Genomic DNA, 15,120 nt, shown 5'->3' on the forward strand with positions numbered 1-15,120 from the left:
GGGCGCCGGAGCTGGCTGGTTTCGTGGCCCGCGTGCGCCAGCACGCTTCGTGAACTGACTGTCGCCGACTGTTTGACCACAGCGAGCGAAGCGAGCGGAGGGAGTTTCGGCGACGGGCCGCGAAACCAGTCAGCGGAGGGAAGTCATCGCCCCTCCGGGGCGATGACCGCACCGGCCGGCGAGCCACAGCCTGCCCACCCGCGCCTTTGCCGCTCCGACACGCGAACGTCGCCATCTCAACCCCCACTCCGAGAACGCGCGATGAACTCGCGGTACCAATGAGCGCTGTCCTTGAGGGTGCGCTGCTGCGTCGCGTAGTCGACATGCACCAGCCCGAAGCGCTTCGCGTAGCCGGAGTTCCACTCGTAGTTGTCGAGCAGGCTCCAGTAGAAGAAGCCGCGCACATCCACGCCCTGCGCGATCGCGTCACTCACCGCACCCAGGTGGCTGCTCAGGTAGTCGATGCGCTGCGGGTCGGCCACCTTGCCGCCCTCCAGCTTGTCCGCACAGGCCGTGCCGTTCTCGGTGATCCACACCGGCGGCAACGGGTAGTCGCGGTGGATCTTCACCAGCAGCTCCGTCAAGCCCTGCGGATAGTTCTCCCAGCCCATGTCGCTCTCGCCACGCAGCTTCGGCGGCGGACGCGGCGGGTCCTCGCTCGAGGCCCAGATCCGCGTGTAGTAGTTGACGCCGAGGAAATCGAGCTTTTGCGCGATCACTTCGAAATCGTTTTCATGAGTGACCGGGTAAAGGTGCACACCGGGGGCCGTCGGGTAGCGCTTCAGGAAGATCGGGTCCATGTACCAGCGCACGAAGGTCGCGTACTCGCGCTCGGCCAGTGCGATGTCGGTCGCGCTGTTCGTGGCGGGCGTCGCCGGCGACTGGTTCAGCACGATGCCCAGCGGCGCCTTCACGCCGGCCGCGCGCATCGCCTGCAGCGCGAGGCCGTGCGACAGCAGCAGGTGGTGCGCGACCTGCACCGTCAGCTGCGGGTCCTTGAAGCCCGGTGCGAACTGGCCATTGCCGTTGCCGAGGAAGGCGGTGCACCACGGTTCGTTGTGCGTGGCGATGCTCGCCACCCGGTCGCCCAGCCGGCGGCCGATCACCTCGGCGTACTCGGCGAAGCGGTACGCGGTGTCGCGCGAGCCCCAGCCGCCCCGATCCTGCAGGCCCTGCGGCAGGTCCCAGTGGTACAGCGTCAGGTGCGGCGCGATGCCGCGCTCGAGCAGCCGGTCGACCAGCCGGTCGTAGAACGCCAGCCCCTTGTCGTTCCAGGCGCCATGGCCCAGCGGCTGCACGCGCGGCCACGCGATCGAGAAGCGGTAGCTGTCGACGTTCAGGCCGGCGATCAGCTCGACATCGTCGGCCCAGCGGTGGTAGTGGTCGCAGGCGACGTCGCCGGTGTGGCCCTCGAAGGTCTTGCCCGGCGTGTGCGAGAACGTGTCCCAGATCGACGGGCCGCGGCCGTCCTCACGGGCCGCGCCTTCGATCTGGTAGGCGCTGGTGGCAACACCCCACGCGAAGCCGCGGGGAAATTTCGGGTCGGTCACGGGTCGGAATCCTTGAGATGAAACGGGTCAGGCCTTGACCGCGCCGGCGGTCAGCCCTTCGATCAGCCGGCGCGAGGCCAGCACGAACATCACGAGCAGCGGCAGCACCGCGATCGACGAGCCGGCGCAGATCGCGCCCCACGGCGTCTGGCCGGTGCCCTGCAGCGAACGCAGCGCGAGCGGCACGGTGAACATCTCCATGTCGCGCATCACGATCAGCGGCCCGAGGAAGTTGTTCCACGCACCGATGAAGGTGACCAGGCCCAACGTGCCCAGCGCCGGGCCGATCAGCGGCACGATGATGCGCAGGTAGATGCCGAACTCGCCGCAGCCGTCGATGCGCGCGGCATCGATCAGGTCGCGCGGTATCGCCGAGCCGATGTACTGCCGCATCATGAAGATGCCCAGCGCCCCGCAGGCCGCCGGCACGATCAGCGCCTTCGGCTGGTTCAGCCAGCCCAGCCAGCTCATCGTCAGTGCCGTCGGGATCATCCCCACGAAGCTCGGCAGCAGCAGCGTCGCCATCACGAAGGCGAACAGCCGGTCCTTGTGCTTGAAGTCGTACATCGCGAACGCGAAGCCGGCCAGCGAGCAGAACAGCAGGTTCAGCGCGGTGATCGCGACCGCGATGTACAGGCTCCAGCTCAGGTTGCGCCAGAAGAACGGCAGGCGGTCGAGCAGCAGCTTCACGTTGTCGATGAAGGCATCGCCGAACCACAGCGGCGGCGGCACCGACAGGATCTCGCGGTTCGAGTGCGTCGCGAACACGAACATGAAGTAGAACGGCGCCAGCATCAGCAGCGCACCGCCGAGCACGATGGCGTAGGCGCTCGCGGCGGTGGCCGGGTTGGCGAAGCGGATGGACGTGGAGCTCATCGCGTCAGGCCTTCTTTTCGCCAAGCAGGCGGTTGTTGGCCCAGGTCACCACGGCGATCACCATGAACAKCAGCCASGCGATGSYCGACGCGGTGCCGAAGTCGTTGTCGATGAAGGCGGTGGCGTACATGTGCATCGCCGCCGTCTTGCCGGCCTGGTCCAGGCCGCCGGTGCCGCCGGTCAGGATGAAGGGCTCCTCGAACAGCTGCAGGTTGCCGATGATGGTCAGCGTGACCGCGAAGAAGATCATCGGCTTGAGCATCGGCAGCGTCACGTAGCGGAACTGCTGCCAGGCCTTCGCGCCGTCCATCGTCGCGGCCTCGAACAGGTCCTTCGGGATCGTCTGGATCGCCGACAGGTACAGCACGGTGTTGAAGCCAACATAGCGCCACCAGACGACGAACGAGATCATCCACTTCGTGTAGTACGGCTGCCCCCAGTCGATGTTCTGCGCCGGAAACAGCCAGCCGATCACCGGCACCTGCGACATCGCGCCCAGTGCCGCGTTGACCACGCCGTAGTCGCGCGAGAACAGCGACGAGAACACCAGCGAGATCGCCACCGTCGACGTGATGAACGGCAGGAAGTACGCGCCGACCACCGCGTTGCGCCAGCGGCCGAACGCGGTGTGCAGGAAGAACGCCAGYGGCAGCGCCACCAGGTGCTGCGGCACGCCCGAGACGATCGCCATCCACACCGTGTTGTAGAGCGACTTGTGGAACCAGTCGTCGTTGGTGACGACGTAGATGTAGTTCTCCAGGCCCACCCACTGCATCGCCTCCAGCCCGGCCGCCGGCTCCCAGCGGTGGAACGACATGAAGATCGAGAACAGCAGCGGGAACAGCCCGAACACCAGGAACAGGACGAAGAACGGGCTGATGAACACGTACGGCGCGATGTCGCGGAAGCTGCGGCGGCGCTTGCGCGTGCCGGGCTGCGCGACGAGCGGCGTCGTCGTGTCCGTGGTCGCCGGGACCGTGGGTTTGGGCATGGCCTGCATGGTGTCGGGTACAAGCCGGGCACGGCGGTGCGCGCCGTGCCCGGTCGTTCAGCGGGAGATCAGACGTGAGTCACACGCAGCGGGTCAGCGGCGAACGCGCTTCTTGACCTGCTCTTGCGCATCCGCCAGGGCGGTCTTGATGTCCTTGTTCTGCTCGAGCACCTTGTCCAGCTCGGCGTTCACGACGTCGTTGGCCACCGGGTCGTACTTGTCGACGGCGATCGCCTTGATCTTGTCGGCCGACAGCTTCCACAGCTGGCGCGCCTTCTGGCCGCCCAGGTACTCGATCGGCTGGTCGATGAAGGGATCGCTCTGCGCCTCGATCAGCGACGGGAACGCGTCCAGGCTGCGGAAGGCCTCGATCTGCATGCCCTTGTCCAGGCTCATGAACTTGATGAAGTCCCAGGCCGCGGCCTTGTTCGCCGCCTTCTTCGGGATCGCGTAGAACGAGCCGCCCCAGGAGGCGAACGCGCCGTTGGGCAGTTGCGCCGAACGCCACTTGCCCTTGGATTCCGGTGCCAGCCAGTTCGACAGGTGGCCGGCCAGCCAGGCACCCATCATCTGCGAGGCCACCTTGTCGCGCTTGAAGCCCTCGCTCCACTCGTTGGACCAGGCGGCGATCTTGGCGTCGATGCCGGCGGTGCGGGCCGCCTTTGCCAGCTCGAAGCCCTTCTGGAAGCGCGGCGTGTTGATCAGCGGCGTGCCCTTCTTGTCGAAGAAGATGCCTTCGCCGTCCTTCAGGCCGGAGCGGATGTAGATGTCCTTGATGTCCACTGCGTTCGCGAGCAGGTAGGCGCCGGTCGCGGCCTTCACCTTCTTGCCCGACTCGATGTACGACTCCCAGGTCTTGGTGAGGTCGGCCTCGCTGACGCCGGCCTTGTCGAGCAGGTCCTTGCGGTAGAAGAGGGCGCCCGGGCCGATGTCGGCCGGCATCGCGGCGAGCGCGCCGCTGCCGCTCATGCCCTGCGGCACGGTGAACTTGGCGATCTTCGACTGGTACTGCAGGCCGTTGTACGGCGCCTTGCCGAGGTCCTCCAGGCCGCCCGACTCGGCGAACTTGCCGATGAAGCCGACTTCCACCGCCATCACGTCCGGCACGTTGGCACCGGTGGCCAGCGCCGTCGTCATCGCGGTGTGGTGGTCGCCGAAGGCCAGGCTGGTCAGCTTGATCTCGACCTCGGGGTGCAGCTTCTTGTACAGCGGAATCGCCGCCTTGACGGCCAGGTCGAAGCTCGGGAAGGACGCCACCGTCAGCGTCGTCGTGGTCTGGGCTGAAACGGCTCCGGCCATCGCCAGCGCTGCGCACAGCAGCAGGGGTTTCGTCAGTCGTGTCACGTCGGGTCTCCTAAGGTCTTTGTGGACGCCGGGCGGGCTGCCTTTTGCTCCGTCGGCTTTTGTACAGGCTCGTGCCTGACGCGGGTCGAACTTCGGCCAGATCGGCTCGGCTGAAATCGATTTCACTTCTGCAAACGATTTCAGCGGCGGCGTGCCCCGGTGTCAATCGACAAAACCCGGGGTGCTGCACCAATGAGGGAAAGTCCTCTCCGGACTCACCCTGAAGGGAATCCGGACAGTTCTGTTTCTCTGAATCTGCCCTCATTTCTGAAATCGATTTCAGAATGAAACGAATTAGAAACGTGGCGACACCATCGGTCAAGACATTCGAGACTGGGGAAATCCCCGAGATGGCGCGCCGTGCCGGGCCGGGGCATGCGGTTTCACAATAACGCTGCAGGCCAGCATTGGCGCCATTCATGGCCGGCGCTTCAGCCATCATCCGTTGCACCAGCACACAATCCAGGCGCCAGGAGGCGAGCCATCGATCCCGCTCATGGTGCCATCTGGTTTCGGCAAGGCTCTGAAAACGTTGCCATACTTGAAACCCCATGCAAAATCGCGAATCGCCCTCTCGCCACAGCCCACCGTGACCCGTCCGACCGTACGTTCGCCCCTGACTGTGCCGGCTGCCGTGACCCTGCTCGACGTGGCACGCGAGGCCGGCGTCTCGCCCAGCACGGTGTCGCGCATCCTGAATGGCACCGCCCGCGTCACCTCCGACAAGCGGCAGGCGGTTGAAACCGCCATCAGCAAGCTCGACTTCAAGCCCAACCTGTTCGCGCGCAGCCTGAAGACCGGCACCACGATGACCATCGGCATCCTGGCGCAGGACATCGAGAGCCCGTTCTACACGCGGGCGATGAAGGGCATCGAGACCGGGCTGCTGGGCAGCGGCTATGCGCCGATCATCGTCAGCGGCCACTGGGATGCGCGTGAAGAGGCCGAGCGGGTGCGGCTGCTGATGACGCGCCGCATCGATGGCGTCGTGATCCTCACCGGCCACATGGACGACGCGCAGATCGTCGAGTTCGCGCGCCACCAGCCGATCGTCGTGACCGGGCGCCACCTCGACAGCCACAACATCATCGCGATCAAGCTCGACCAGGTGCGCGGCGGCTACCTGGCCACGCGCCACCTGATCTCGCTCGGGCACCGGCGCATCGCCCACATCGCCGGCGTGCGCGACCACGACGACGCGAAGGACCGCTACCAGGGCTACCTGCAGGCGCACGAAGAGGCGGGGCTGACGCCCGACCCCGAGCTGGTGGTGCAGGGCGATTTCACCGAGCCGGGCGGCCTGTTCGCGATGACGCGGCTGCTCGACGGCGGGCGCTCGTTCACCGCGGTGTTCTGCGCGAACGACCAGTCGGCCTTCGGTGCGCGGGTGGTGCTGTACCGCCGCGGCATCCGCGTGCCGGACGACGTGTCGCTGGTCGGTGTCGACGACCTGCCGGCGGCGGCCTACCTGACGCCGCCGATCACGACGGTGCGCCAGCCGATCTACGAGATGGGTCTGTATGCGGCGCACGCGCTGCTCGGCATGCTCGGGCACGCCGCCGAAGAGGTGCACGTGCCGCCGCTGGAGCTGATCGTGCGGGAGACGACGCGGCGCGTGTGAGCGCCAGCCGAAGCTAGCGGGCTTCGGCGTCTTCGATCTGTTGTTTGACCTTGCGCGCACCGCGCAGCACCAGCGTCTCGTCGAGCAGCGCCTGCGGCGCCACCGCGCGCGCCACCTCCTCGAGCGAATCGGGGTCGGTCATCAGCGCATTCGCCAGCGCCGACAGCGCGCAGATCGAGCGCCGCGGCACCTGCGGCGGCAGCTCGCGCGTCGCGTTCACCGTCACGTGATGGCGCACGCTCGCGACGGCTGCCGCGGCCAGGCCCCAGCTCTCGCACAGCGCGGCGCCGAGCAGGTCGTGGCTGACGCCGAAGGCTTGGTGCTCCAGGTACATCAGCTCGGTGTCGTCGGCGGCCGAGGCGAGCATCGGCTGGTAGACGGCCTGCGAATGCTTGAACAGCACCGCCTTGCCGCATTCCTCGAACAACCCGGCCGAATGCGCGCCCCACGGGTCGACGCTCAGCACCTGGCCGATGCGGCCCATCAGCAGGCCGCGCACGCCGGCGCGCTGCCACAGCGGTTCCAGTTCGGGCGCCGGCGGGAACACCGCGCGCAGGCCCATCTCGAAGGTGACGGCCGCGACTTCGCGCGTGCCGAGGTAGGTGACGGCCTGCTGCACGCTCTGCACGCGGCCCTTCAGCCCGTACAGCGACGAGTTCACGGCCTTCAGCACCGCCGAGGCGAGCGCCATGTCGCTCTCGATCAGGCGGGCGAGCGCCTGCAGGTTCACGTCGTCCTCGGCGAGCAGCAGGGACAACTTCACCAGCGCTTCCGGCTGGGCGGGCACGTCGATGTTCAGTGAACGCAGCTTGGGATCGATGGGAGGCATGGCGGAATCCGGGTCGTAGAGCAGTTCTTCACGGTCGATGCTACGCAGCCAGCCGGCGCCCGATCCATCGAACAGGCGGGAATTTCAGCCTTTGTTGGCGCGGCAGGCACCCGCCGGGGCCGGTCGGGCCCCTGGATTCGCCGACACTGCATGCCGTTCATCCGCCGCACGTGACAGGCGGAGACACGTCCGCGGACCAGCCGCGCCCTGGAGGGGGATGTCTTGATGTCGAACTTTCGCATTCGCAGGCTGCGAGGCCTCTTCACAGTCTTCGCAGGCCTGCTGGCCGGGGCCAGCGTGGCGGCCGCCGATTTCACGGTCAGCGCGCCGCCGGCCTGGGTCGAAGCCATCGCCCCGGACCTGGCGGCCTCTGCGCCGACCGAACAGCTGAGCGCGGGCGTTCACTACCTGCTGTCGGACACGCAGACGCGCGTCGACGCCCAGGACCGCACGACCTGGCGGCACCTCGCGATGAAGGCGGTGAATCAATCGGGGGTCGAATCGGTGGCGCATGTGCAGATCGGCTTCGACCCGGCCTGGCAGGTGCTGAGCCTGCACTCGATCCGGTTGCACCGCGACGGCCGCGTCATCTCCAAGCTGAATGCCGCGGCCGTCAAGGTGCTGCAACAGGAAAAGGAGCTCGAGTACCGCATCTTCGACGGCAGCAAGACGGCTCACGTGTTCCTCGAAGACGTGCGCGTCGGCGATGTCGTCGAGTACGCCTACTCGGTGCGTGGCAGCAACCCGGTGTTCGGCAACCGGCAGTTCGGCCGCATCGAACTCCAATGGAACGTGCCGGTGCACCAGCTGGTGGCGCGCCTGGCGTGGCCCGTGGCGCGCAAGCTGGCGCTGAAGCCGCTGCACACCGCGTTGCAGCCCGTGATCACCGAGCACGACGGCCTGGTCGACCACCGCTGGGAAGCGCGCGATGTGGCACCGCTGGTGGTCGAGGCCGGCGCCCCGGAGGGCTTCAATCCCTATCCCGTCGTGCAGTGGAGCGAGTTCGCCGACTGGGGCGCCGTCGCCCGTTGGGCCGAGCCGCTGTACCGCCTGCCCGCCGTCCTCGGGCCGGCGCTGCGTGCGGAGGTCGATCGCATCGCGGCTGCAGGGGGCAGTGCACCCTACAAGACGGCGCAGGTGCTGCGCTTCGTGCAAGGCGAGATTCGCTACCTGGGGGTGGAGGTGGGTCCGGGCTCGCATGCGCCGAGCGCGCCCGATACCGTGCTGGAGCGCCGTTTCGGCGACTGCAAGGACAAGTCGCTGCTGACGGTCACGATGCTGCATGCGCTGGGCATCGAGGCTCGCCCGGCGCTGGTGCACACCAGTTCGCGCGGCACGATCGCCGATCTGCAGCCGACACCTGGCGCCTTCAACCATGTGGTCGTGCGAGCCGAGGTCGATGGAACGACCTACTGGCTCGACCCGACGCGATCACCGCAGCCGGGCACGCTCGACACCCTGGTGCAGGCCGGCTTCGGCCGCGCGCTCGTCGTCGGCGCCGGCACCACCGGCCTGGCCGAGGTCCCGCCGGCCCCGCAGCAGCATCGCGAGGTGCGCATGCTGATCGACGCCGGCGCCGGGCTGGACCAGCCGGTGCGGCTGACGGTCGCCACCATCGCGGACGGCACCTATGCGGAATCGCTGCGCGACAGCCTCGCGACGACCAACCGCGACGACCTGCAGAAGAATTACCTGAATTACTACGCCCGCTACTACCCCGACATCGCGGTCGCCAGCCCGATCACGGTGGCCGACGACGGCCATGCCAACCGGGTGACCGTGACGGAGAGCTACCGCATCACCGCGTTCTGGACCCGCAACGAGGACAAGAAGCGGCTGGAGTCCGCGGTGTTCGCCCCCGACATGGAAGACGCGTTGCGCGCCCCGCGCCAGACCCGCCGCGATGCGCCGCTGGCCCTGGGCCTGCCGACCGAGTTCGTGCACACGGTCGAGGTGCGGCTGCCCGGGGAATGGCCGATCCAGGCGGAGCACACCGAGGTCAAGGACCCGGTCTTCAGCTTCGAGCACAGCGTCGGCACCCAGGCCGATCGCCGCGTGGTCACCCTGCGCGACCGGCTGGTCTCGCATGTCGATCAGGTCGCCGGTGCCGACGCGCAGCGCTATGCCGGCAACCTGGAGCGCGCGCGCGGCAACCTCGGCTACAACTTCTACAAGAACGACGCGGGAGCGGTGCCGGCGGCCGCGGCCGGCACGGGCTTCAACTGGCTGGTCGCGCTCCTCGGAGCGATGTTCGCCGGCCTCTGGTGCATGCTGGCGTGGAAGCTGTACCGCTGGGATCCGCTGCCCCGGGCGCCCGTGCAGGATCCGTCGCTCGCCGGCCTGCGCAGCTGGCTGGTGCTCGTGGGACTGTCGCTGGTCTTCGCACCGGTGAGGTTGGTATTCGACATCGGCTCGACCCTGCCGAGCTACTCGCTGCAGACCTGGAATGCGTTGACCGTCGCCGGGCAGAGCGCCTACGACCCGATGTGGGCGCCGGTGATGCTGATCGAACTGGCCATCAACCTGGCCAAGCTGATCTTCGTGGTCATGATCGCGGTGCTGTTCTTCCGCAGGCGCAGCAGCCTGCCGGCCTTGCTCATCGGGTGGATGGTGATCACGCCCCTCGTCCATGCGGCCGACCTGGTGGTGGCGGCCCGCTTGCTCAAGACCGACGATGCCGCGTCGGCGCGCAACTGGGCCGAGGTCGGCCGTTCCGTGTTCTTCAGCCTGGTGTGGACCTTGTACTTCGTGCGCTCCGAGCGGGTGGCGGCCACGTTCACGCGCCGCCTGCGGAGCGAGCTCCCTCCCGCGCCCACCGAGGATGCAGGCCCCGCAGGCCCACCAGTCAGCGCAGAAACGCGTCCCACCCCGTCTTGAGGATCAGCGCCGACACCACCGCGATGAACACCCCGCGCACGAAGCCCGCGCCGTGCTTCAGCGCGAGCCGCGTGCCGAGCAGGCTGCCGATCACGTTGGCCACCGCCATCGTCAGCGCGATGTGCCACCACACGTGGCCCTTGATCGCGAACAGCGCGAGCGCGGCCAGGTTGGTCGCGGTGTTCAGCAGCTTCGCGCTCGCACTCGCGTTCAGGAAGTCGTAGCCGAGCAGCCGCACGAACAGGAACACGAAGAAGCTGCCGGTGCCGGGGCCGAAGAAGCCGTCGTAGAAACCGATCACCAGGCCGATGCCGCTGGCCAGCAGCGCCTGCGTGCGACCGCTGTGCAGCGGCGCGTGCGTGCGGCCCATGTCCTTGCGCGCCAGGGTGTACGCGAGCACGCCGACCAGGATCAGCGGCAGCGCCTTGCGCAGCCCGTCGGCGCTGACCAGCGTGACGGTCCACGCACCGCTCAGCCCGCCGACCAGCGCCGCCACCGCGGCCGGCAGCAGCGCACTCCACTGCAGCTGCACGCGCTTGGCGAACTGGGCGGTGGCCCAGCCGGTGCCCCAGACACCCGCGCCCTTGTTGGTGCCCAGCAGCGTGGCCGGCACCGCGTTCGGGTAGACGCTGAACAGGGCCGGCACCAGGATCAGCCCGCCGCCGCCGACGATGGCATCGATGAAGCCTGCGAACAACGAGGCGAGGGTGACCGTGACGAGATCGAGCATGCGGGGGGCAGGGAAGAAAAGGAATCCCGGAATGGGAAAGGGCGCCAGGATCACCTGGCGCCCTTCGCATTTTGTCATCGGTCCGGTCGCTCTCTGGAGTGCCGGCCTGTCGGTGTGTCGCAGCCTTGAACGCGTGAATGACGCGACCCTGGATGCGTTGTGTCTGTCTCCTCAGTCCCCCGCCCAGCCGGTCATCCGGGGATGTCGGCCGCGAGTGGGCGGATTTTGGGAGCAGGCCTTCACGCACGCACTAGGTGTTTTCCTGCACCGTTACAGGGCAGCGCTGTCCCGCAGCAAGGGAATGCGCAGGGTCACGCGCGTGCCTGATGTGTTGATCTCGGCCGGGCTCTGCACCTCGACCTCGCCGCCATGCAGCTCCGTGATGCGCTTCACGATCGCGAGCCCGAGGCCCTTGCCGCCTTCGCCGGTGGCAGGCGCCACCTTGGTGCGCGCCTGGTAGAAGCGATCGAACAGATGCGGCAGGTCGATGGCCGGGATGCCGGGCCCGGTGTCGCTGACGCTGACCTCGGCCTGCGTGCCGACGCAGGCGGCCGCCAGCGTCACGCGGCAGCCGCGACCGCAGAACTTCAGCGCGTTGTCGACCAGGTTCGCGATCGCGCGCTCGAAGAGCTCGACGTCGACCTGGGCCGGCACCGGCGCCTCGCCGAGCTCGGCCCGCAGCTCGACGCCCGACTGCGCCGCGCGCTCGGCGAAGCGCATCTCGATGTCATTGAGCAGCTCGCGCAGGTCGACCTGCTCGGCGCGCAGCTGGAAGCTCGGCTCGTCGAGCGTCGCGAGGTCGCCGAGTGCCTTCACCAGGCGCGATGCATTGCGCGTGTTGCGCAGCGCCACCTCCACCAGCCGGCGGTCTTCGCTGCGCGCCGCATCGCCGGCCCAGCGCGCCTCCAGCGTCTCCAGGCAGGCATCGGTCGCGGTCAGCGGCGAGCGCAGGTCGTGCGACAGGTTGCTGACCGCCTCGCGCCGGAAATGATCGAGCCGGCTCAGCGCGTTCCACTGCCGCTGCAGCGTCGCGAGCATCGCGCCGAACGCACGCGTCAGCTGCCCGAACTCGTCGGCGGTGGCCGGCGGCAGCAGCGGCTGCGCATCGGCCGCGCCATGCTGCAGGCCTTTCTCGGACAGCATCGCGACCGCATCGGTCAGCCGCCGCAGCGGCCGCGTCACCGAGGCGATGACCATCGCCGCGAGCAGCGTGGTCAGCATCACGATGCCGGCGATCACGCCGAGCGCCGGCCGCGCGAGGCTCGCGCTCAGCACCTGCCAGCGGTCGGCCGGCAGGTCGGCCTTGTGCGCCACCAGGTACAGGTAGCCGGCGAGGTTGTCGCCGCTGCGGATCAGCGGGCGGCGGATCGGCCGCGCGGCGATCACCGCATCGGCGTCCATGCGCTCGGGGTCGTCGCCCATCACGTACGACGACGCCTGCGATGACACCGCCTGCCGCACCGGATCGATCGCGACGCGGAAGCCCGGCGCGAGCTTCGCCGAGCCGGTGCTCGCGAGCACGGTGCCCTGCACGTCGAGCAGGTAGAGCTGGGTGTCGGGCTCGAACAGCACCAGGTTCTTCAGGAAGCCGTCGAAGTCCTGCGGATGCCGTTCGCGCATCTCGAACAGGTTGTCGTACATCGCGACGACCCGGCCGAGGAACAGCGTCGCGCGCTGGTAGGTGGTCTCGTGCTCGAAGCGCTGGAACGCGAACGCGACGGTGGCGATCACCGCGAGCGCGGTGACCAGGCCGGTCGCGAGGATGGTCAGCGCGATCTTGAGGCGCACGCTCATGCTGGAGCGTCACGCATCTTGTAGCCGGCACCGCGCACCGTGAGGATCAGCTGCGGCCGCATCGGATCGGCCTCGAGCTTGGCGCGCAGCCGGTTGATGTGCGTGGTGACGGTGTGCTCGTAGCCGTCGTGCGTGTAGCCCCACACGGCGTTCAGCAGCTGCCCGCGCGAGAACACGTGCCCCGGGTGGCTCGCGAAGTGCAGCAGCAGGTCGAACTCGAGCGCGGTGAAGTCGATCTCGTCGCCGCGGTAGCGCACCTGGCGCCTGGTCGGCAGGATCTCCAGGTCGCCGTTGCGCAGCGTGCTGGCCTGCGCCTGCGCGCCGGCCTGCGCGGCGCGCAGCAGGTCGGCGCGGCGCAGCAGCGCCTTCACGCGCGCCAGCAGCTCGGCCAGCGAGAACGGCTTGGTCAGGTAGTCGTCGGCGCCCAGCTCCAGCCCGAGCACCCGGTCGAGCTCGGTCGCCTTGGCGGTGAGCATCAGGATCGGCGTGCTGCGGCCGCGCGCGCGCAGCGCCTTGCAGACCTCCAGGCCGTCCAGGCCCGGCATCATCAGGTCGAGGATCAGCAGGTCGCTCGCCTGCTCGTTCTGGCTGGCCAGCGCCGCGACGCCGTCGGCCACCGCAGTCACCGCATAACCCGAATTGCTGAGGTTCAGCACGATCAGATCGCGGATGTCGGTCTGGTCTTCGGCGACGAGGATGGTGGCGGGCATGGGGCGATTGTCGTGCGGGCCGGGAAGATTCTTACAGGGCGGGAGAACCGCATCCTGAGGCAAATGTGATCTTCCTGTGATGTGGGGCGAGGGGGGCGCGAGGTGCGCTGGCGACAGTCATGCCATCGACAACGCCCGTTCCCAGGAGCCCACCATGCAAGCCACCGCCGCCGCTTCCGCATCGACCGCCTTCATGCCGGCCGCCGTGTCCTGGCCCGAGGTGGTGGCGCACCGCGGCTACCTGGTGCGCTTCGCGCAGCGCAGGCTGCACGACCCGATGCTGGCCGAGGACGTGGTGCACGACGTGTTCGAGGCGGTGCTCAGCGGCCGCGCGAGCTTCGGCGGGCGCGCCGCGCTGCGCTCGTGGCTGACGGCGGTGCTGAAGAACAAGATCGTCGACCTGGTGCGCCAGCGCGCCGGCCATGACAGCCTGGATGCGCAGTGGCTGGACGACGACGGCGAGGCGGTCGGCGCCGCCGCGGTGGAGTGCCCGCAGCCGCGCCCGGACCAGGTCGCCGAGCAGCGCCAGCAGCTCGACCGGATGCTCGCGCGCATCGAGGCCCTGCCGACCGGGCTGCGCGACGTGATGCGGCTGCGCGTGCTGCACGACCAGCCGACCGAGCAGGTCTGCGCGGCGCTGTCGATCACCGAGGACAACCTGTTCGTGCGCCTGCACCGGGCCCGCAAGCAGCTGCTGTCGTGATCCCGACACGAATATGGTCATAAGCAAACGTTCGTTGTAGGCAGCGGGACTGCTCAGCAGAATCACGCACCTACTCATGCGCATGCCGCGGCCACCCCCGCGGCCGCGCCCACGCGAATGAATTTCCAGCAACTGCGGTCTGTCCGCGAGACCGTGCGCTGCGGCTTCAACCTGACCGAGGTTGCCGCGGTGCTCCACACGTCCCAGCCCGGCATCAGCCGGCAGATCCGCGAACTCGAGGACGAGCTCGGCATCGAGATCTTCGTGCGCGCCGGCAAGCGGCTCACCGGCCTCACGCCGCCCGGCGAGGCGGTGCTGCCGATCGTCGAGCGGCTGCTGCTGGATGCCGAGAACCTGCGCCGCGCCGGCGATGAGTTCAGCGCGCAGACCAGCGGCCGGCTGTCGATCGCCGCGACCCACTCGCAGGCCCGCTATGCGCTGCCGGCGGTCGTGCGCGATTTCCGCCAGCTGTACCCGCAGGTCACGCTGAACCTGCACCAGGGCTCGCCGAAGCAGGTGGCCGAGATGCTGCTGTCCGGCGAGGCCGACATCGGCATCGCGACCGAGGCGCTCGCCAGCTACGAGCAGCTGGTGGCGCTGCCCTGCTACCGCTGGACGCACAGCGTGGTGGTGCCGATCGGCCATGACCTGCTGAAGCAGGAGGGGCCGCTGACGCTGCAGCGCCTGGCGCGCTACCCGATCATCACCTACGACGTCGGCTACACCGGCCGCACCCACATCGACGAGGCCTTCGCCGCCGAGGGGCTGAAGCCGAGCGTGGTGCTGACCGCGATGGACGCCGACGTGATCAAGACCTATGCCGAACTCGGCATGGGGGTGGGGATCGTCGCGTCGATCGCGTTCGATCCGGAACGCGACCGGCAACTGCGCGCGATCGATGCGCGGGATCTGTTCGCGGTCAACCTGACGCGGCTCGCGGTGCGGCGTGGCACCTGGCTGCGCGGGTATGTCTACTCGTTCATCGAGGCGTTCGCACCGACGCTGACGCGCGAGACGGTGGAGCGGTCGTTGAACGGGGAAGCGGTCGAGGAGTAGCCAGGCTCGTTGACTGCGCTGRCTTCGACAGGCTCAGCC

12 protein-coding genes are annotated in these 15,120 nt (G+C 68.4%); 4 read left to right on the forward strand and 8 right to left on the reverse strand.

Features of this window, described 5'->3' with window-relative positions; all coding sequences use genetic code 11:
• Positions 1-236: 236 nt before the first annotated feature.
• The 4 genes from AC1D01_RS05085 to AC1D01_RS05100 all read right to left on the reverse strand — a co-directional run bounded on the left by AC1D01_RS05085 (position 237) and on the right by AC1D01_RS05100 (position 4,761).
• Positions 237-1,550 carry a GH1 family beta-glucosidase gene (locus tag AC1D01_RS05085; RefSeq protein WP_477864990.1) on the reverse strand — a complete coding sequence of 438 codons (1,314 nt, stop codon included), beginning with the start codon at positions 1,548-1,550 and terminating at the stop codon, positions 237-239.
• A 27-nt stretch (positions 1,551-1,577) separates the two neighbouring features.
• Positions 1,578-2,426 carry a carbohydrate ABC transporter permease gene (locus AC1D01_RS05090; RefSeq protein WP_477864991.1) on the reverse strand — a complete coding sequence of 283 codons (849 nt, stop codon included), beginning with the start codon at positions 2,424-2,426 and terminating at the stop codon, positions 1,578-1,580.
• Positions 2,427-2,430: 4 nt separating this feature from the next.
• Positions 2,431-3,417, reverse strand: coding sequence for a carbohydrate ABC transporter permease (locus tag AC1D01_RS05095; protein ID WP_477864992.1), 987 nt, complete (start codon positions 3,415-3,417; stop codon positions 2,431-2,433).
• Positions 3,418-3,510: 93 nt separating this feature from the next.
• Entirely contained in the window at positions 3,511-4,761 is a 1,251-nt protein-coding gene (locus tag AC1D01_RS05100) for an ABC transporter substrate-binding protein (protein ID WP_477864993.1), read from the reverse strand.
• A gap of 634 nt (positions 4,762-5,395) precedes the next feature.
• Here AC1D01_RS05100 and AC1D01_RS05105 point away from each other — a divergent pair.
• Positions 5,396-6,382: a LacI family DNA-binding transcriptional regulator gene (locus AC1D01_RS05105; RefSeq protein WP_477864994.1), complete on the forward strand. Its 987-nt coding sequence runs from the start codon at positions 5,396-5,398 to the stop codon at positions 6,380-6,382.
• Positions 6,383-6,395: 13 nt separating this feature from the next.
• Here AC1D01_RS05105 and AC1D01_RS05110 read toward each other — a convergent pair whose 3' ends face one another.
• Complete coding sequence (locus AC1D01_RS05110) at positions 6,396-7,211, reverse strand: HDOD domain-containing protein (RefSeq protein WP_477864995.1); 816 nt, start codon at positions 7,209-7,211, stop codon at positions 6,396-6,398.
• A gap of 225 nt (positions 7,212-7,436) precedes the next feature.
• Here AC1D01_RS05110 and AC1D01_RS05115 point away from each other — a divergent pair, with 225 nt between their 5' ends.
• Positions 7,437-10,088, forward strand: coding sequence for a DUF3857 domain-containing protein (locus AC1D01_RS05115; protein WP_477864996.1), 2,652 nt, complete (start codon positions 7,437-7,439; stop codon positions 10,086-10,088).
• Here AC1D01_RS05115 and AC1D01_RS05120 read toward each other — a convergent pair.
• From AC1D01_RS05120 to AC1D01_RS05130, 3 genes are all read right to left on the reverse strand, one after another.
• The gene (locus AC1D01_RS05120) at positions 10,057-10,818 is read right to left on the reverse strand and encodes a TSUP family transporter (RefSeq protein ID WP_477864997.1); all 762 of its coding nucleotides are present in this window, start codon (positions 10,816-10,818) and stop codon (positions 10,057-10,059) included. The two genes, AC1D01_RS05115 and AC1D01_RS05120, sit on opposite strands and share 32 nt — an antisense overlap.
• Before the next feature lie 270 nt (positions 10,819-11,088).
• The gene (locus AC1D01_RS05125) at positions 11,089-12,612 is read right to left on the reverse strand and encodes a sensor histidine kinase (RefSeq protein WP_477864998.1); all 1,524 of its coding nucleotides are present in this window, start codon (positions 12,610-12,612) and stop codon (positions 11,089-11,091) included.
• Complete coding sequence (locus AC1D01_RS05130) at positions 12,609-13,322, reverse strand: response regulator (protein ID WP_477864999.1); 714 nt, start codon at positions 13,320-13,322, stop codon at positions 12,609-12,611. Before AC1D01_RS05130 ends, AC1D01_RS05125 begins: the two co-directional genes overlap by 4 nt.
• A 154-nt stretch (positions 13,323-13,476) precedes the next feature.
• Between AC1D01_RS05130 and AC1D01_RS05135 the strand changes: the two genes are divergently transcribed.
• Both AC1D01_RS05135 and AC1D01_RS05140 read left to right on the forward strand, forming a co-directional pair.
• Entirely contained in the window at positions 13,477-14,025 is a 549-nt protein-coding gene (locus tag AC1D01_RS05135; RefSeq protein ID WP_477865000.1) for an RNA polymerase sigma factor, read from the forward strand.
• A gap of 117 nt (positions 14,026-14,142) precedes the next feature.
• The gene (locus AC1D01_RS05140; RefSeq protein WP_477865001.1) at positions 14,143-15,081 is read left to right on the forward strand and encodes a CysB family HTH-type transcriptional regulator; all 939 of its coding nucleotides are present in this window, start codon (positions 14,143-14,145) and stop codon (positions 15,079-15,081) included.
• Positions 15,082-15,120: the final 39 nt, after the last annotated feature.

The sequence above is a fragment of the Rhizobacter sp. P3_B12 genome (genome assembly GCF_056402895.1).

Bases quoted from the DNA above. Each gene is read 5' to 3' on its own strand.
- AC1D01_RS05090 (WP_477864991.1), bottom strand. From the start codon at position 2,426: ATGAGCTCCACGTCCATCCGCTTCGCCAACCCGGCCACCGCCGCGAGC.
- AC1D01_RS05110 (WP_477864995.1), bottom strand. From the start codon at position 7,211: ATGCCTCCCATCGATCCCAAGCTGCGTTCACTGAACATCGACGTGCCC.
- AC1D01_RS05115 (WP_477864996.1), top strand. From the start codon at position 7,437: ATGTCGAACTTTCGCATTCGCAGGCTGCGAGGCCTCTTCACAGTCTTC.
- AC1D01_RS05120 (WP_477864997.1), bottom strand. From the start codon at position 10,818: ATGCTCGATCTCGTCACGGTCACCCTCGCCTCGTTGTTCGCAGGCTTC.
- AC1D01_RS05125 (WP_477864998.1), bottom strand. From the start codon at position 12,612: ATGAGCGTGCGCCTCAAGATCGCGCTGACCATCCTCGCGACCGGCCTG.
- AC1D01_RS05130 (WP_477864999.1), bottom strand. From the start codon at position 13,322: ATGCCCGCCACCATCCTCGTCGCCGAAGACCAGACCGACATCCGCGAT.
- AC1D01_RS05135 (WP_477865000.1), top strand. From the start codon at position 13,477: ATGCAAGCCACCGCCGCCGCTTCCGCATCGACCGCCTTCATGCCGGCC.
- AC1D01_RS05140 (WP_477865001.1), top strand. From the start codon at position 14,143: ATGAATTTCCAGCAACTGCGGTCTGTCCGCGAGACCGTGCGCTGCGGC.